The organism is Desulfosporosinus sp. FKA (genome assembly GCF_002196785.1).
Classification (GTDB): domain Bacteria; phylum Bacillota; class Desulfitobacteriia; order Desulfitobacteriales; family Desulfitobacteriaceae; genus Desulfosporosinus; species Desulfosporosinus acididurans.
The window spans coordinates 223,490-241,072 of sequence record NZ_NAHZ01000030.1 but is presented as its reverse complement, the minus strand read 5'-3'; the positions used below and the strand labels follow the sequence as shown (position 1 = coordinate 241,072).

The window sequence follows — 17,583 nt, the reverse complement described above, 5'->3', positions numbered from 1 at the left end:
TAAAAACTAACCTTATAATTAAGAATACCCTTATTAAGGCAAGAAAATCAATGTTTAAAAGGAAAAAGAGATCTTCTCACCTTGGCAGAGAGAAGATCTCCATAAGCTTTACTTGCCTCCCATCGGACAGAGGGATTCCAGTTGATCATCCCCAGTAAGTTTGCTTTTGATTTGGGATTGCACCGAAAACTCAAATACATAGGAATATATCCTTTTTACAAATTCGGGAGAAAGCTGCAATTCTTCTGCCAGAGGAACTAAACGTTGGAGGATATCTCTTTCTCGGCCAACATCCTTAACTTTATCCAGTCGTTTTTGCTCACCAATCTTGCTGACGATCTGCATGCGTTTAGAAAGCCGCTCTACAATAGTATAATCGATGAGATCAATTTCAGAGCGCAAGGCTTCCAAATTTTCCCTTGTTTCTCTACTGACAAAATTTCTTCCTACAGATTGTGCAACGAGCTCCAAGTCTTGTGCTAAGGTCATAAATTGTTCCGGGGTAAGAGACTGAGGCCCATCACTCATGGCCTCCTCAGGATTAGGATGCATTTCAATAAGCAAACCATCGGCACCGCTTGCCACAGCCGCTTTGGACAAGGAGGCGATTAAATCGCGTCTTCCTGCTGCATGGCTGGGATCGACGATTACAGGGAGATGGGACAGTTCTTTGGCAACCCCGACAGCGCTTAAATCCAACGTATTTCTTGTGCTGGGTTCAAACGTTCGGATTCCGCGCTCACATAAGATAACTTGAGAATTCCCCGCCGCCATGATATATTCGGCAGCCAACAGCCACTCTTCTATAGTCGCAGACAATCCGCGTTTAAGAATAATCGGCTTATTTACTTTGCCTGCTAATTTTAGAAGTTCGAAATTCTGCATATTACGAGCGCCAATTTGCAGCAAATCAACTTTATCGACGACCATTTCCAAACTTCTGAGATCAATAACTTCGGTAACACATAAAAGGCCTTCCTCTCTTGCGGCCTGTACCAAATAGTTGACTCCTTCAAGCCCCAGCCCCTGAAAACTATAGGGAGATGTGCGCGGCTTGAATACACCGCCACGCAAAATTTTCCCTCCCGAACGTCTGACTGCGGCAGCAGCTTTCTGCATTTGGATACTCGATTCTACAGCACAGGGACCTCCTATGAGAACAATTTCTTTGCCGCCTAGACAAACGTCACCAACCTTAATAACACTTTTCTTGGACTTATCACCGGCTAATTTTAAGTCTTTCATGGTCATTCCTCCTTGTAGTTTAAATAAAAAAGTCCACGGTTCATCCCACCAGGGACGAAAGCCGTGGACTTCCGCGTTACCACCCAATTTGACCAAAATGGTCCGCTCAAAAAGGTACTGTCGTCAAACTCGTCTTTGTTGAGTTCTGGAGGTTCAGCAAAATAAAAAGTTTCTCATCCCTGACGGGACGAGAAACGTTATCTCGTATTACCACCCAACTTTTGGCTATAAAGCCGCTCGACAAGGTACGGGAATGATATCCGATACCTCCTTCCAGTTAACGGGGAAGAACCGTCCTAGCCTACTTTTTTTGTTCAGCCGGAAGCTCAGGAGGGAACTTCAGTTATTACCACACATAGAAGAGCTTGCAGTCATGACTCTTCCTCCCTGAACGGTAATATATAACCTACTTTTCTCCGTCGAAGCTTTTAAGGATTTAATTAATAGTATTATAACAGAAGTATGCTATTTGTCAACTGTGTATATCAGAAAATTATTCATTATTGACCTTTGTATAGCATGATCCTATAAAGGAAAAAATAAAGAAATCTTAAGGATATTTTAAGGTTCGTATTGTAAAGTTACAATGTACCGTGGAAAGGAGTTTTGAATATGCGCTTTTCAATAGGGTTATTGGATTCACTTTTTGGGGAGAAGATTACTCTCCAAGGACCTGATGAAAAAGGAAATATCGTTAAATGCAAGGTTTCAAAAAAATGGCTTGAACGAGCACAATTAGGGAACAGCTCTCTTTCTTCCCTGTCCCAAGATTCCCCCAACGACGACAATTGTTCAGCGTCAATGATTTAAATCATTAAACATTAGTATGATTATTATGTTTTAAGAGTTCGCGAAAGATTCCTCGAAACGCCACTGGAAGAGGAAGAGCACTTATCTTATTAAGTGAAACCCAACACCTGTTTTCACCAAGCAGGTGTTGTTTGTGTTCAGTTTCAGGTTGCTCATGTACCGACACTGGCAAAGGTAATTGCTGAGTCTCGAAAGTTTCGTTGATATCCAATACGATCCAAAAAATTTTCCACCGCCGATGACTGAAATTATACCATAGAGGGCCCTGAAGAGTGGCAGCTTGGGACAACCCTTTGGTAACAGCTTTATCTAAGGAGCGATCGTTGACCGCTTCATAATAAAGATGAAACAATTCATTTTGAGAAAAGGACAGCAGAAAATCTTTACGGCGGTTTTCCTGCAAAATTTCCACACCGGGAAGTTCCCAGAGACTCGCCAGCAAACCATCGGACGGACGCTTTTGCAGGTATACCTCATTCCCTCTCCTCATTACAAACGTTAAACGTGTCATCTCTTGACGCTGAGGTTTAGGCCTTTTTACAGGGTAAAGAAGAACATTTCCCTCTTTTCTTCCAAGGCATAGTTGAAACAAGGGACATTCAACGCAGCTTGGCTTTTTGGAGGTACATACCATAGCCCCAAGTTCCATCAAAGCTTGATTAAAATCCCCCGGATCAGATGTTGCTTGCCAAAGAGTAATAGACTGATCAAATCTGCGATAACTTTTGACGGATTCTACGGGCTCCGGCCAAGCCAATAAACGAGACATTACTCGCAACACATTACCATCAATGGCTGAAACCTTCTCACCAAAGGCAATACTGGCTACGGCTCCGGCAGTATACTTTCCAATACCAGGCACTTTCAAAAGCTGTTCATAATTGTCGGGCATTGCGCCCTCTCTTTGAGTGAGAAGATATTGAGCTCCCTCCCACATCCGTTTAGCTCTTGAATAATAGCCCAATCCTCTCCATTCCGTCAGTACCTCTTCAAAGCTGGCCTCACCCAGGTTTTTCAAATTTGGAAAGCGCTGGAGAAATCGTTCGAAATAAGGAATTACTGTTTTTACCTGCGTTTGCTGCAGCATCACTTCAGACACCCAGATCATATAAGGATCTTTTGTCTTACGCCAAGGCAAATCCCTTTTTGCTGAATGAAACCAAGGTAATAAATACTCGGCTATACTAAAATCTGTTAAATTATCTTGCATCATAGTTCTTTCTGCTTCCATTTCAAATGTCCTTAGATGTTAATCAGGATTAATCCGGAGATGCACAAAACAGCTCCCAAAAGTTTATACAATGAAAACCCTTCATTAAAAAACAGTATACCAATAGGGATAAGAATAACGGCCAGAATAATGTTGGCAACTAATGAACCAACCCCAATATTCCAACCAACACGATAAGCAATTAAATACCCTACCTCTAGCCCAACAATCGCAATTCCTAAGACAAAACTCGTCCAATTCAATTTTGAAAACGACTCTATAAATCCCTTATCGGATCTATAGACGAAGCCTGCTGCGGCCGTAAATACAGCAGCAGTTGTATAGGTGATCAGCAGCGCTGAAAAGGGGTTGACATTCTGTGGAGTAGTTTTTTGAGCTAAATTATAAACGACATTTGATAGGACAATAAGAACTATAGGAAATATATATTCTAACATATTCAACCCTCATTTTCTTACTATGATCTTAATTTTGATACATCCTTTAATCGGCGTTCTTTAATAATTATTGTTAGGCCTTTAATTCTAATCGTATTTCAATCCTACCAATGATATCAATTATAGCTATTCTCATTGATATTTTCAGGAACCATTGGAGACCAAAAGTTCTCGATTGATTGCTGAACAGCCCGAATATCGGTCACGTATCGAATATTCCTCCATGCGGATGGGAGCAATCTTTTGTACTTCGGCTGAGCGAAACGTTCATCAATCAATACGACGATGCCTCTATCCTTTTCCGTGCGGATTACTCGGCCGACTGCCTGCAGGACTTTGTTGATCCCGGGATATATATAGGAAAATTCAAAGCCTTCATGACTTACTTTTTCATAATAGTCACGAATTATCTCTCGTTCAAATCCTACCTGGGGCAGGCCGACTCCCACTACTATGGCCCCGGAAAGACGGTCACCCATTAAATCGATGCCTTCGCCGAAGATTCCGCCCATCAAGGCAAAGCCTATCAGTGTTTCATGGGGATGTTCACTAAAACTTGCCAAAAACTCCTCCCGTTCCTCCTCCTGCATACCTAACCTTTGCTGAATTACCTTAACTAAAGGATTTTGCGCTTGAAATCTGAAACAGACCTCTTGCAAATATTCATAAGAAGGAAAGAAAACAAGATAGTTGCCCTCTTTAGGCAAGGTAACAGCGGCGATGGTTTCAGCAATTTGCTCATAACTAAAAGCTCGCTGCCTATACTTGGTAGAGATACTTTTGTGAATCACTACGTGCAAATTCTCAGCAGGAAAGGGTGAGGATAATCTCAATTTGAACGAGGTCTCCTCTCCGCCCAAAACATTCATAAAATAATCCATAGGACTTAGAGTGGCTGAAAATAAAATTGAGGCCCTCCCTCTTTCTAAGGCTTCTCTTAAGCGAACAGAGGGGTCGAGGCAAAACAGCTTAATCCTTAAATCTCCCTGAGATTGCAGACAGGTGACGTAATGCGAGTCAAAACTTTCTGCAGTTCTAAGGAAGGTCAGGGCCTGAAAATAAAGGTCCAAAAGCTGTTCCTGCCAATCGTATGTTTGATCTTTATATTTCAGGAACGTTTCAACCGCTTTGACAAAATGCCGTAAAACCTTAATTAGGTCACTAGGCAGCTCCTTTTCAACGCTCTCTCCTTTCGAATTATCAGCCAAGCAAGCTTTTTTTTCTTTAATTATAGCCATGTTAACTCGTGCTAAACTTTTAGACAGTTTCGGATCATCCACTTTGGTAAGTCGTTTAAGCTCGAGCCAATTTTCCTTTCTTATCTCTGCCGAGAACATCTCCCGAGCACGCTCCACTAAATTATGGGCCTCATCGACTAAAAAAGTATAATCCCCTCCGTCAAGAAAAAATCGTTTCAAATAAACTCGAGGATCGAACACATAATTATAGTCTCCTATAACCACATCAGCCCAAGTGGCCATTTCCAAAGAAAATTCGAATGGACAGATGGAATGCTTTCGGGCATAATCTTCAAGCACTTGGCGAGTCCAGGATTCTTCAGCAAAAATATCTTCCGCCGCCCCACGAAGGCGGTCGTAGTAGCCTTTGGCAAAAGGGCATTCCTCCGGCAGACACGAAGATTCCGGCTGGAAACATACCTTCTTCTTAGCAGTGAGTGTAAGCCGTTTGATTTTTAGTCCTCGAACCTGTAAATCCGTCAGAGCCTTTTCCGCCACAGTTCGAGTAATTGTTTTGGCAGTCAGATAAAAAATTTGAACCGTTAAACCTTTCCCCATCGCTTTGATGGCAGGGAATAAAGTACCCATAGTTTTGCCGATGCCGGTAGGAGCTTGGGCAAAAAGTGTCTGGCCGGATTTGATCGTCTGATAAACGCCTACAGCCAACTCCCGCTGTCCCTTTCGATAGGAAGAAAAAGGAAATTGCAGTTCCTGAATACTTGAATCGCGTTGGTTATACCAATCTTGAAGCCTGCAAGCCCAAAGCAGATATTTCTCTCCTAAATTTATAAAGAACTCTGATAATTGTTCAAAAGCAAATGATCTGTTAAATTTTCTTATTTCAGCAGTGTCAAGCTGAAAATAAGTTAGCTGAACATCAATCGTTTCTAAGCCTTCCTGCGCAGCATACATAAAGGCATAACACTGCGCTTGAGCCCAATGCATGTCACTTATTGATTCATCAATTAAGGTTAAATCCATAGCCGTCGTTTTTATTTCGTCTACACAGGCTCCAGATTCCCTTTTCAGGATCCCATCCGCTCTCCCCTTCACTTCCAGGCAGATATCCTCTTCGACTCCTCTAATGATCTGCTTCTCCTTAGGAACATAAAGATAGGATAGCGTCACTTCTGGCAGGTAATCCGTACCGCTTTGCCTTTGAACGAACTGATGTGCTTTTATCCCATCTTGAGTTCGAGCAGCCCCAATCGCGGCAGGCTTCAAGTCTCCCTTCTTGAGTACAAATTCAACTAATTCTCGTACAGATACTTTTACAATTTTCAATCTAATAATCCTTCCAAGTGAAGTCGTTCAGCTAACGCTGAATAAAATAACCTTCTCCTCTGAAATTCGACGAAGATTATTTGAATCCTTTAAAGAGCAAAAGTTCCCAGTTCTTAAAAAGTTGGCAGCATCCCATCTTCACTAATTCTTGACAACTTGTTCATTGTTTAAGTAAATTTTCGATTTTATTGGGGAGTATAATTGATAACCGGAAGCCTTGAGGAAAAAGAAATGAGATGATGATTATGAGGCTACGGTTTTTGGATCGTACCCGCGGTTTAATTATGCTTTTTATGGCTCTAGATCATGCCTTATATTTTTGGAGCAGCGGACGAGTCAATAATGAAGGATTGCCGCTCCTAATGAACGGGAATGTAACATTTAATCCCATAGGAAGTGCAAGCCTTCTCGGATTACTCGTGATGTTTTTGTCCAGCCTATGTGCTCCCGGGTTTCTTTTTATTGCCGGGTATGTTTTAGCTCTTTCGGTCAGAAAGCGACAGTCCTTGGGTGCTTCTAATTGGAGTATTGACAAGTATCTGCTGAAACGAGGACTTGTTCTTATAGCACTACAGCTTTTTATTGCTTCCCCAGCTTTCAATCTTCCTCTATTTGTTCAAGCACAATCGTTATTCTCCGTCCTTACGCCGGGAACCTTTTTCTCCTTTAGTGTCTTATCCGCCATCGGCTTAGGGTTTATTGTTCTTGTGGCAGGTCGCAGAATTTCACCTTGGAAACTCTTTAGCTTAACTGGTTTGCTCTTTTTATTGAGTCAGCTATTTTTGCCGACGGTTGTAAGAAACTTTCCTTTGCATCAAACGCTCTACAAAGCGCTGCAAACTATTTTGCTTCTTCCAGTACCATTCTCTTCAACGTTATTAGTGAATAATAATTTCCCCTTGATTCCTTGGCTTCTGCCGATGGTCCTAGGGTGGTTGTATGGGCAGACTTATCAAGAAGAACGCGGCGTGACTTATGAAGCAAAAAGATTTGCGCTGTCGGGTTTATGCAGTTTAGCTCTTTTCTTTGTTTTACGCTTTCTGGGAGTGGGGGATTATCTTAGTCCCGACGGGACTTTGCAAGGCTTCTTCGGACTTTCCAAATACCCGCCAAGTATCACTTTCTTTCTTCTCTATCTTGGGCTTGTCTTCTTGCTGGGTTATTTCTTTTTCAGATTGTCTCAGACTTCTAAGTTAGGTCAGGTGTTGGAAAAGTTCGGACAATCACCACTTTTCTTTTATAACGCTCACCTCTGGCTTTATGCCGCAATACCGGCAGTTCTGGCCCGATTTAATTGTCTTTCCCTCTTAGCGGGAGTTGTGATCTGGATTCTGGGTATTATAATCCTTTACCCGCTCAATCTTAAATATCAAGCATGGAGATTATCGCATAAATCTCGATATTTATCCAAAACTTATTCGCCAGTAGGAACCCGATTGCACTGGTAAACTTGTTAATTTCGCCATAAGTTTGGAAAGGACTGATTCATACCCATGATTTCTTCAATGGATCTGAAAACTGCGCGTTGGGTTACCTGGTCTAAAAAAAACCTTTTGCGTTTCTGTTTAGTTGCCGTCATACTGTTCGTTTTCATTGCCCCCAATCGTCCTGCCCACTATTCCTATCTTTTGTTAGTCGGAGCTTTCTGGAATATTGAACCTGATCGTTTGCCAGTCTCTTGGCAGCGTTTTTTGCGTATCGGTATCCCTTTAGTATTGTTTCCAATTCTGATGTGGCAATATTTCCCTCCCGTTTGGAATGACATTGTCTATTGGCAACTGGGAACTCGTGTACATCTGCTGGACTTAGATGCTTTGTTTAAGTCGATTCCCGGAAATAACGGCTGGATTTTTCGAGTTCTTAAAACCCCATGGCTAACAAGCTATTTTCAATGGATTTACGCTAATGGTTTCACGCTTCCTGTACTCATTCCAATTTTTCGCTCCTTCTGGGCTAAAGACTCTTTAAAAATGATTCGCTACAGCTTGTCAGCCCATGTTTTACAGTTTCTCTTGATTTTCCCTTTCTACTTAACGATTCATGTTAATGAAGTGTGGTATGTCTTAGGGCAGCCCGACGGGATGGCCCGTCACCTTTCAGCAGCAGAGGCTGCCGTCGTGGTAGTAAATTGTTTTCCTTCAATGCACACCTCTATAGCTTTTGCCATGCTGCTATTGGCCTGGAGAGAAAAGGATAAACTCTTCCGATGGGTTTGGACATTATTTTGCCTTTCGATCATCTACTCAACACTCTATCTGGAAATTCATTGGGTTACCGATGTCATTGCCGGCATTCTTTTAGCCCTGAGCACAATTAAATTAGGAGATTGGCTTATCCTTAAAGTCGGCCAACGGTGGAAGAAGAATGCATGAAAAACTCTCAATCGTCACAACCTTTAGGAGATAAGGTTTAAGGCGAAAGGAGAGATACTATGAGCGAACTTATAGGAAATCATCAGCAACGGCGAGAAACCCTCAAGCAAATTATCCGTGACATTCACCAGAATAAAAATCCTCAAGAACTGAAAGAGAGGTTCCGCGAGCTCTTATCCGACGTTGGCGCAACAGAGATCGCTGCTTTAGAACAGGAGCTTATCCAAGAAGGTTTGCCAGAAAAAGAAATTCAAAGTCTCTGCGATGTTCATGTATCCGTCTTTGAAGATAGTCTTGATCAACAACCGAAATCCCAAGAACAAGGCGGCCATCCCATCCAAACCTTTCGTAAAGAAAACCATGCTATTGCAGACGTGATTCAAGAGCTGCGCCCACTTCTGAAACAACTTCTTGACACAACCCAAGAAACTATTCCCGAAGAAGACCTGAATAAATGGCAAGTTCTTCACCGCCAATTGTTAGAACTTGAAAAACATTACAGTCGTAAAGAGAATATTCTTTTTGCTTATCTCGAAAAGCATGGGGTAAGCGGGCCCCCTAAAGTAATGTGGGGAATCCATGATGAAATCAGAGCTCAGCTTAAACAGATTTCCCAAAACCTTCTAGACCATTTGCCCGCTAAACATTCTTTACTGGAATTAGTTCAAGCTACCGCTTTACCAGTACTGAAAGCTATCGAAGATATGATCTACAAGGAAGAGAATATTTTGTTTCCGATGAGTATGGAAACTCTAACTGAGGCGGAATGGGCGGCAGTAGCAGAACAGAGCAGTGAGATCGGCTATACGCTGATTCAGCCGGACGAAGGGTGGGTTCCAGCCGCTCCTCCTGAACCAACTGTTACATCCCATCGGCTTCTTTCGTTTCCAACTGGCGGTTTGTCCTTAGAGCAAGTGAGTCTGATTTTTAACCACCTGCCTGTAGATATCACCTTTGTGGATGAATTTGATATCGTCCGCTATTTCTCCTTTGGCAAAGAACGTATTTTCCAACGCAGTAAAGCGATCATTGGCCGGAATGTTAAAGATTGTCATCCGCCTGATAGTGTGCACATTGTTAACAAAATTGTTCAAGATTTTAAAAGCGGTCAGCGCGATACCGCTGAATTCTGGTTACATATGAACAACATGTATGTTTATATACAATATTTTGCCATACGTGATGAAAAAGGAACCTACCGTGGTACTATGGAAGTCACCCAAGATATCCAAAAGTTACAAAATATCCAGGGGGAAAAACGGATTTATTCCGAAGAGTGAACTCGTTAACGAAGGACTGGGGATGTGTAGAAACTTATAACGTTAAAAATCAAAAGTGGGTTCAGATAGCGAAAGCCGATCTCGCTTCACTGGTATTGTGGAGTGAGATCGGCTTAAATTGAATGATTAGCAAGAAAAGTGGGGATTCAATGAGGGTGCCAAATCCCAAACAACGGACGAAGAATATTCTAACTCGTCACCGCTGTTTGCAGTTTAGCTGTTTCCTCCTCGACAAGCTGACGTCGCAATACTTTTCCTACGATACTTCTGGGCAACTCCTTTCTAAACTCGATAAGCCGCGGAACCTTGTAGGCCGCCATCTTGCTTCTGCAAAACGAGATAAATTCCTCCTCAGTCCCTTCAATGTTCTGATGCAGTACTATATAGGCTTTAGTGGTTTCTCCTCGGTAGAGATCCGGAATTCCTGCAACAACAACTTCTTTCACCTTAGGATGCTCATAAAGCACTTCTTCAATGTCACGGGGGTAAATATTAAACCCTCCCGCGATAATCATATCCTTCTTCCGATCAATTATATAGAAATAACCATCTTTATCCATTCTAGCAATATCACCCGTATACAACCAGCCATCTCGCAGGGTCTCTTTTGTTTCCTCAGGTTTATTCCAGTATCCGCTCATAACCTGAGGACCTCTAACACATAGTTCACCAATCTCCCCCACAGGAAGTGGTCGCGTTCCAGTTTCCAGATCCATAATAACGCTATCCGTGTCAGGAAAGGGGATTCCTATCGAGCCTTTGCGTGTAGGCCGGTCCAATGGATTACTATGAGTTACCGGTGACGCTTCGGAAAGACCATACCCTTCAATAAGATTTCCCGCTCCCTGGGTTACTTCGCTGAACTTTTGAGCAACTTCTAATGGCAGAGGAGCTGAGCCGCTGTTACAAACTTTGATTGCCGCTAAGTTTTCTCGATAATCAGCAATTCGAGGATGATTGTTTAATGCCATAAATATAGTTGGTGCCCCAGGGAAAAGGGTCGGTTTATGATTTTTAATAACGTCTAGAACCTTATCTATTTCAAAGCGAGGCAATAGTATTTGTGTCGATGCACTAGCCACAGCATAATTTACACAGTTAGTCATTCCATAAACATGAAACAGAGGTAAAATGCTTAATATTCGTTCCTCCCCGTATTTTATATCAAAGGACCAAGATATATTTTGAATAGTATTGCAGATTAAATTGCGATGGGTAAGCATGACGCCTTTAGATACGCCTGTTGTTCCGCCTGTATATTGTAAAACTGCCAGATCCTTAACCGGATCTATTTCAACAACGTCCGAAATCAAGTCACTTCTGATCAACACATCATAAGAATTTATGTCCTGTGTCTGTTTAACAGGAACAATAAAATTAAAAGCTATGACTCGTTGTAATGTTGTTTCATGAAAAATGTTTTGGACTCTGGGATACAGAAGTTCAAACACGATAATTGTTGTGGCACCAGAATCGTTTATTTGGTAGGCCAATTCACGTTCCACGTACATTGGATTTGTTTGCACAACTATCGCACCTAGTTTAAGCAACGCATAAAAACTCACAACCCATTGAGGACAATTAGGGCCCATCAGAGCAACTCGTTCACCTTTTCTTACCCCCAGATCGAATAGCCCTTTAGCTAAACGGTTCACTTGATCTCCAAACTCCCTATAAGTTATCTTTTGATCCTCAAAAATCATAGCTAAAGTATCAGGGCTTTTGCTCACTGCATCATCAAGTAACTGACCAAGTGTTATTTCAGGATACTCAAGGCTTCGCTTTGTATAGGACGGATAGCTTTTAAACCAAGGCTTTTCATGTAGCAGCATGATTACTTAACCTCCTTAATAACCAATCCGAGACTATTTGCAATCTCAAAGAATCTCCCAACAACAACCGAAAATTGTCTTAATACTTTTCAAAACATTCAAAATTATTTGTCTATTTTATTTTGCAATAACTGTGCCAGCTATTAAACAATTTTTCTATCCTTCTTGACATCGTTTCTCAGCCATATCATCAGAAGATCCGGTTTTAAGAGTCCAACCTTTACGGAGTAGTTAAATCCGCAGGTAATTGTTACAATATCGCAACATATTGACCAGCTGATTGTATACATAATATACAAATCTAAATTTCAAACCTTAAGTGGTTAAAAAAAAGCCCGAAGGGCATTAATAACGTCCTTTCGGGCTCTCTTGCACTAACAGCTCCTCTATCATTAGGTAATACCAACCGGGGTTCACTAATTATTTCACAGGGTATTACTCGACAGACCAATCAGAAAGCTGAAAATTCGCATCGTTTTTGTAACGGTCCATTAAATAATGGCGAAAGCGAACATAATCCTTATAGTCACATTCGATCCCTTCTTGGGCAAGAGTATCAACAAATTTATTAAGATCAGGCGGGCATCCCCAAAGCGGAATTGCCTTCTTAATATTCGGATTATCTTTATTCAGGTGGCAAGCACATTTGCCGAAAAGGACAGACATTTCAAATCCCGGTGATGCCAATTGCTTCTTTCCAGAAACCACTTCAACATTAGGAAACGGCTGACCTTTATAGGCTGAAGAAAAGAGGATTAACATCGGATTATATTGTACGGAACATCCTGTGCACAGCGTGCTGTCGTATTTGCGAATCGCTAAACCTGTAATGCCTCGTTTTTTAAATCCCGCCGGTCCTGTATCTTCTTCTGACCACTCCCAATCATACTCTACATATTCCCGGTGATTTTCAAGGTTTTCTCCTTTTACATCGTAATCCGCTAAATCCGTGCTGTACCCATGGCGGTTAGCGTAGATACTTAGATGTTCAACTTCATTTGCGGGATAACCGAGAATAGCCGCGCCCACCAGATCACAGGCAAAGGGATCACGCGAAGATATCAGCAAATTTTTGCGGAAGGCTCTTCCTGTGGGGCCTGGTCCTTTCTCAAGCGTGTATAGACCATCGATAACCGTTAAAGCTACAGGGAGTTTTTCTATAATACGGGGGAACATAAGGCTGAGTTCCTGATTAGCGATACCATGACATAACTGTTTTGACTTTCTATGAAGACAACCTTTTAAATTTTTAATCCCTAGAGAAACTTTAGCTTGATTGTGCGTTTTTAATACAGGTACGTTAATAATTTTATCCGCTTCTAAAGCTCGTTTAGCTACATCCAGCTTTAGGCCTTCTCCATAGTCAATTGTTTCAAACGCTTCTTGATTGAAATCTGCAAGTTTTACCCCATATCTTTGCACTAACTTATGATAGCCCAAAGCTTCAAAAACAGCTTCACTCTTAGGATTAAATACAGGCAGAGCACCTTCGCCAATTGTCAATTTACTAAACCCATGCTCAGCAAGAATACGGACTAAGGCTTCGATCACAATACTTGTCGTTACTACACCGAAAGGAGGAAATGGCAAGTCGAAATCCCAGCTGACAATATTGGGCTTAATTAAGATCATATCATTAGTATCCAAGTTTGCTAAGCCATCACACAACTTTATACTTTCAAGAAGAGACTCATAAACGTCCTTTACTTTAACAATAGATACGGTCGGTTTATCTTGTTTATCCATTAAACTCCCTCGATTCATAATAATGAGTAAAATTTTCAGGCATAGGCCTTATATTTGCCATTGGGATTCATAATAATCTTTCCTTGCTTGGCTAAACGCTGCAGATGCTTTTCTAACATTGTCTGCTCAAAAAAACGATATACTTTTTGGGGTTCTGGGTAGCGTTTAAAAATAATCTTCTTATCCAAGAGATCTGACATTCCACTTGGAATTTGCAGATGTCTAAGAATAGTTTCATCTCGTTGGTTAATCATTTCGGCATAACTCTTTAGTCTCTCAGTAATATTGTCAGAAATAATTCCCTCATGGCTGGTTACTATCACTTTAGGTTTTAAGTCGATAAGCCGATTAATGGAGTCAACAAATGCCTCGAGATCAGAAAGTGCATTGCCATACCAAGGGCCAAAGGATGACAGGTCTATGTCCCCGGAAAACAAAAGGCTTGATTGAGGCTCAAGGAGTGCAATATGCCCCTGAGTGTGACCCGGTGTATGAATAACCTTTAAAGAAATCTCTCCAAACTTTAAGACCTCACCATCTTTAAGTTCTCTATGCACAATTTGATTTGTCGGCCCGTCTGGAAAATATTCAGGATTGGGAAAAGCGGAAAGTTCGCCATAACCCGAATAAGCCATAAATTTATTGAGAGAACGAATTGGTGGAGCATCATAAGCATGGGCCCAAATCTCCGCCTCTGGAAAATACTTATTTCCATAAGCATGGTCCAAATGGAAATGAGTGTTTATGATGATATCGACCCTGCCTTTTTGCAAAATCTTTTTACGTCGGCTAGGGCCAAAGCCAGTATCAACCAGAACCCTTTTGTCACCCTCAATCAAGAGACCATTACTGTATGGAAACCGTCCCCCTTGTTCACCTGAAACAAAATATAAATGGGGCAGTAAATTAATAAACATCACTTCGCTCATACTAATCGCAGTTCTCCAGCCTTTAGCAGAAGCATGAAAACTCTCTGCCGAAGGAAAAGTGCCTACTTATCCTCCTTAAAAATAGTATAGTTTTTCGTTGCCTCACAAGGGGATATTTTATTTACTAAATATTGCAAGATACGTGCCAATTGCCAAACAAGTAAAAATTCATACACAAACCAAACTCTTTAATATCGAGTTTGGTTTGTGTATGAATTTTATACAGTTTTCGAAGTACAAAGGTATTGAAAGCGCACTATTCCTCAATACCATACCTACGTAATTTGTCATAAAAGGCCCGTCTCGAAATCCCTAAGACTTCCATAGTCTTTGTTCGATTATTGTTATTGTTAGCTAAAGCAGATACTATAAGTTCCTTTTCCACTCTCGCGACAATTTCTTTTAAGTTAAAGGTCTTATCCTTTAAATCAGGGGGTTGATTATTCATTGGAATAATATTGGCGGGTAAGTGGTGAATTTCAATGGTAGACCCATTGCACACAATACTTGCATGTTCCAGAACATTTTGCAGTTCGCGAATATTGCCCGGCCAGTTATAATTTTGGAAGATCCTCAATACCTGGGAAGATAAGCTTAACTCATGCCCCACTTCCCGCGAAAACTGATCAAGAAATGTTTGGGTCAAAGCTATTAAATCATCTTTTCGTTCACGCAGCGGGTTGAGATTCAGGGGAACAATATTCAAGCGGTAATAAAGATCTTTCCGAAAGGTTTTTTCGTCAATCATCGTTTCCAAGTCACGATTAGTGGCTGCTATTACTCGTATGTCAACCTTAATCGTCGCTGATCCTCCGACTCTTTCGAATTCTCTTTCTTGCAGAACTCTTAGCAATTTGGCTTGCATTGTTAAACTCATATCTCCAATTTCATCCAGAAAAATTGTCCCGCTATGAGCTAGTTCGAATTTCCCGAGTTTGCCCCCTTTTTTGGCACCCGTATACGCTCCTTCTTCATATCCAAACAATTCGCTTTCTATTAAGCTTTCCGGTATTGCTGCACAATTTACTTTTATTAGAGGTTTGTTTTTACGACGGCTGGCGTTATGAACTGCTTTGGCCAGCACTTCCTTTCCTACACCACTTTCCCCGCGAATCAAGACCGTGCTGTCCGTACGAGCTACCTTCGCTGCCAATATCAAGGTTTCTTTCACATTACGATTTTGCCCAACATATTCCTTAAACGACAACGGCAGTTGTTCCCATTGATCCAACTGCTCTTTTAAATAATCCGCAACGCCTTTTGTTTGCTGCAATTCGCGGTTAAGCTCAAGTTCTTCGGTAACATTTTTGAACGTTGAGATACATCCGATAATTTGTTTCCCCTTATACAAGGGAAACGCGCTGCCTATAACGTCGATGCCTAGAGACTTCAAATGCTCTGAGCCTTTTATGGATTTTCCGCTGTGAAGAGCTTTAATCGCTGCAGAATCAGGTTCGATTTTGTCCAATCTGCGGCCCAGGACTTTTTCCACAGGAACTCCCAGGATTCGGGCATAGGCTTCATTGACATAGACAATTGTTGTATGGGAATCAATAACCAATACCACGTCATGAATATTATCGAGGATTTTAAATAACAGTGCTTGATCCCAACGTGGAAAATCGATTGTAGTGACAGCATGAATTCCTGCACTCATGAAATTCCCCCATTTTTGTATCATTTGTAAACATTATACTAGACATGAGCATGCGAAGTAAAGGATAATGCCAAAATATTTAAAACATTCTAACTTTTTAGTTAGATGACCTTGTTTTTGCCACATAGAATGTATGAAGTGAGATTTTCCATTTAAGAATAACGTTAGATGCCCTGGATTTATTTGCTAAATTAAAATAAATATTGTTTGCTTCAAAAACTAATCCATCAATCTGAAACTGCCGATATTAAAATTGGAAACTATTTCTTCAGGAGGAAAAATATATGTCCATTAGTAGTTTGCAATCTTATCCACCAATTTCTTATGACCAAACAAGGACTTTGTTACAGCACAATAAGCTTGATACTTCTTCGGCGATTAATCCCAATGATGTAACTCATGAAAAATTCTTAGAAGGTTTTCATATTAATACAGATAATATTGATCTATCATTGCCAGCCAAAAAATCGAATGGCATAACTTTAAATTTGCTGGATGACAGCCCTAACATCATTAATAGCAGTAACTTTGAATCTTTTTTAAACGATATGCAAGGTTTAAGTAAGGATCAAATTTCTCAACTTCAAAGCGCGTTAAGTGCTGCATCTCAAACGATGAACAACAGCCAAACGGTCGGAGGTACTTATGGGATGCGCATCAGTCAAACAAATTTAGAATTCAAATACATATCAAAAAACCTAATACCGGAGCAATATCAACAACAGTTTAATTCATTTGTAGATAATTACACGAATCAATTGTCTACTAATTACGTAAACCTTTTAAAAGGTTTCGCAGATCAACTTGCCAATACCACCGATCCCGTACTTATTAAAACGGGTTGGAAGGATAAAGGAACAACGATGCAAGATGATTTGGAGAATGGTTCCTATTCTTTCCAAACATCGGAAAATCAGTATCAAAGTCTATTTAATAGTGTTAGTGTCACAAATCCCGACACCTTGAAAGATCAATTAGATTCTGTGTATAAAAACATATTATCGAATTACAAACCGGATTCTGACGGTGCTTCTCGATCAGATCTTGTAAATGAGATTAAATATCTTTCTAATAGTTGGAATACATTTATGGATGCTGTCGGTGACCAAAAAAATAAACTTACTACATCTGTCGATTTTCACGCTTAGCTTACCTAAGCTTAGATAAGTAAGCTATTTTGTTCTTTTCTGTTCTTTTTTCAGTTAGGTTAAGTTAAGCTGAATTCTGATCAGTTCAACTCGACCTAACTGAAACTTAACTTAACCTAACTGAATTAACATACAATATCTAAAAAGAATCTTGGACAGATGAATCGCCCAAAGATTCTTTTAGATTTAGCCGTAATTTGTAATCATATCTTCTTATATAAGCTTAACTTAGACAAATAATTTCTGTTATTGCCAGTGAACTCGTTTAGCTAAAGCTGAACATCGAGACTTCGGTAGGGGACCGAAGCAGAGTACGGGGGACCCACTCCCACTTAAAGAAATGGGAGTCTTACGATTGGACAATGTGCTTAGAC

At 40.8% G+C, this 17,583-nt stretch carries 13 protein-coding genes and 1 other annotated feature; of the genes, 5 read left to right on the top strand and 8 right to left on the bottom strand.

Features of this window, described 5'->3' with window-relative positions; genetic code table 11:
• Window positions 1-108: 108 nt before the first annotated feature.
• Window positions 109-1,245: a bifunctional 3-deoxy-7-phosphoheptulonate synthase/chorismate mutase gene (locus B5771_RS14980; protein ID WP_088188248.1), complete on the bottom strand. Its 1,137-nt coding sequence runs from the start codon at window positions 1,243-1,245 to the stop codon at window positions 109-111.
• A gap of 47 nt (window positions 1,246-1,292) precedes the next feature.
• Window positions 1,293-1,677 (bottom strand) — a binding site (T-box leader).
• 180 nt (window positions 1,678-1,857) lie between these two features.
• Between B5771_RS14980 and B5771_RS14975 the strand changes: the two genes are divergently transcribed.
• Window positions 1,858-2,055, top strand: coding sequence for a hypothetical protein (locus tag B5771_RS14975; protein ID WP_088188247.1), 198 nt, complete (start codon window positions 1,858-1,860; stop codon window positions 2,053-2,055).
• A gap of 4 nt (window positions 2,056-2,059) precedes the next feature.
• Here B5771_RS14975 and mutY read toward each other — a convergent pair whose 3' ends face one another.
• The 3 genes from mutY to B5771_RS14960 all read right to left on the bottom strand — a co-directional run bounded on the left by mutY (window position 2,060) and on the right by B5771_RS14960 (window position 6,245).
• A complete protein-coding gene (mutY, locus tag B5771_RS14970) occupies window positions 2,060-3,286 on the bottom strand; it encodes an A/G-specific adenine glycosylase (protein ID WP_088188246.1) in 1,227 nt (408 codons plus the stop codon).
• A gap of 11 nt (window positions 3,287-3,297) precedes the next feature.
• Window positions 3,298-3,723: an EamA family transporter gene (locus B5771_RS14965; protein WP_088188245.1), complete on the bottom strand. Its 426-nt coding sequence runs from the start codon at window positions 3,721-3,723 to the stop codon at window positions 3,298-3,300.
• Between the two features lie 116 nt (window positions 3,724-3,839).
• Window positions 3,840-6,245 (bottom strand): ATP-dependent DNA helicase, encoded by a 2,406-nt coding sequence (locus B5771_RS14960; protein WP_088188244.1) that lies wholly within the window; start codon window positions 6,243-6,245, stop codon window positions 3,840-3,842.
• A gap of 245 nt (window positions 6,246-6,490) precedes the next feature.
• On the opposite strand from B5771_RS14960, the gene B5771_RS14955 reads away from it, so the two are divergent.
• Genes B5771_RS14955 through B5771_RS14945 form a run of 3 tightly spaced genes read left to right on the top strand, consistent with a single transcriptional unit; the run spans window position 6,491 to window position 9,897 of the window.
• Window positions 6,491-7,693, top strand: a complete 1,203-nt coding sequence (locus B5771_RS14955; RefSeq protein WP_242966853.1) for a heparan-alpha-glucosaminide N-acetyltransferase domain-containing protein — start codon at window positions 6,491-6,493, stop codon at window positions 7,691-7,693.
• A gap of 57 nt (window positions 7,694-7,750) precedes the next feature.
• Window positions 7,751-8,617 (top strand): phosphatase PAP2 family protein, encoded by an 867-nt coding sequence (locus B5771_RS14950; RefSeq protein ID WP_242966852.1) that lies wholly within the window; start codon window positions 7,751-7,753, stop codon window positions 8,615-8,617.
• A 59-nt stretch (window positions 8,618-8,676) separates the two neighbouring features.
• A complete protein-coding gene (locus B5771_RS14945) occupies window positions 8,677-9,897 on the top strand; it encodes a DUF438 domain-containing protein (protein WP_088188241.1) in 1,221 nt (406 codons plus the stop codon).
• A gap of 188 nt (window positions 9,898-10,085) precedes the next feature.
• Here the strand turns inward: B5771_RS14945 and B5771_RS14940 are convergent, their stop codons facing one another.
• From B5771_RS14940 to B5771_RS14925, 4 genes are all read right to left on the bottom strand, one after another.
• Entirely contained in the window at window positions 10,086-11,729 is a 1,644-nt protein-coding gene (locus tag B5771_RS14940) for a long-chain fatty acid--CoA ligase (protein WP_088188240.1), read from the bottom strand.
• 435 nt (window positions 11,730-12,164) lie between these two features.
• Window positions 12,165-13,475 carry a DUF362 domain-containing protein gene (locus B5771_RS14935; protein ID WP_088188239.1) on the bottom strand — a complete coding sequence of 437 codons (1,311 nt, stop codon included), beginning with the start codon at window positions 13,473-13,475 and terminating at the stop codon, window positions 12,165-12,167.
• A 35-nt stretch (window positions 13,476-13,510) separates the two neighbouring features.
• A complete protein-coding gene (locus B5771_RS14930; RefSeq protein WP_088188238.1) occupies window positions 13,511-14,404 on the bottom strand; it encodes an MBL fold metallo-hydrolase in 894 nt (297 codons plus the stop codon).
• A 256-nt stretch (window positions 14,405-14,660) separates the two neighbouring features.
• Window positions 14,661-16,061, bottom strand: coding sequence for a sigma 54-interacting transcriptional regulator (locus tag B5771_RS14925; protein WP_088188237.1), 1,401 nt, complete (start codon window positions 16,059-16,061; stop codon window positions 14,661-14,663).
• A 284-nt stretch (window positions 16,062-16,345) separates the two neighbouring features.
• On the opposite strand from B5771_RS14925, the gene B5771_RS14920 reads away from it, so the two are divergent.
• Window positions 16,346-17,209, top strand: coding sequence for a hypothetical protein (locus B5771_RS14920; RefSeq protein ID WP_088188236.1), 864 nt, complete (start codon window positions 16,346-16,348; stop codon window positions 17,207-17,209).
• Window positions 17,210-17,583: the final 374 nt, after the last annotated feature.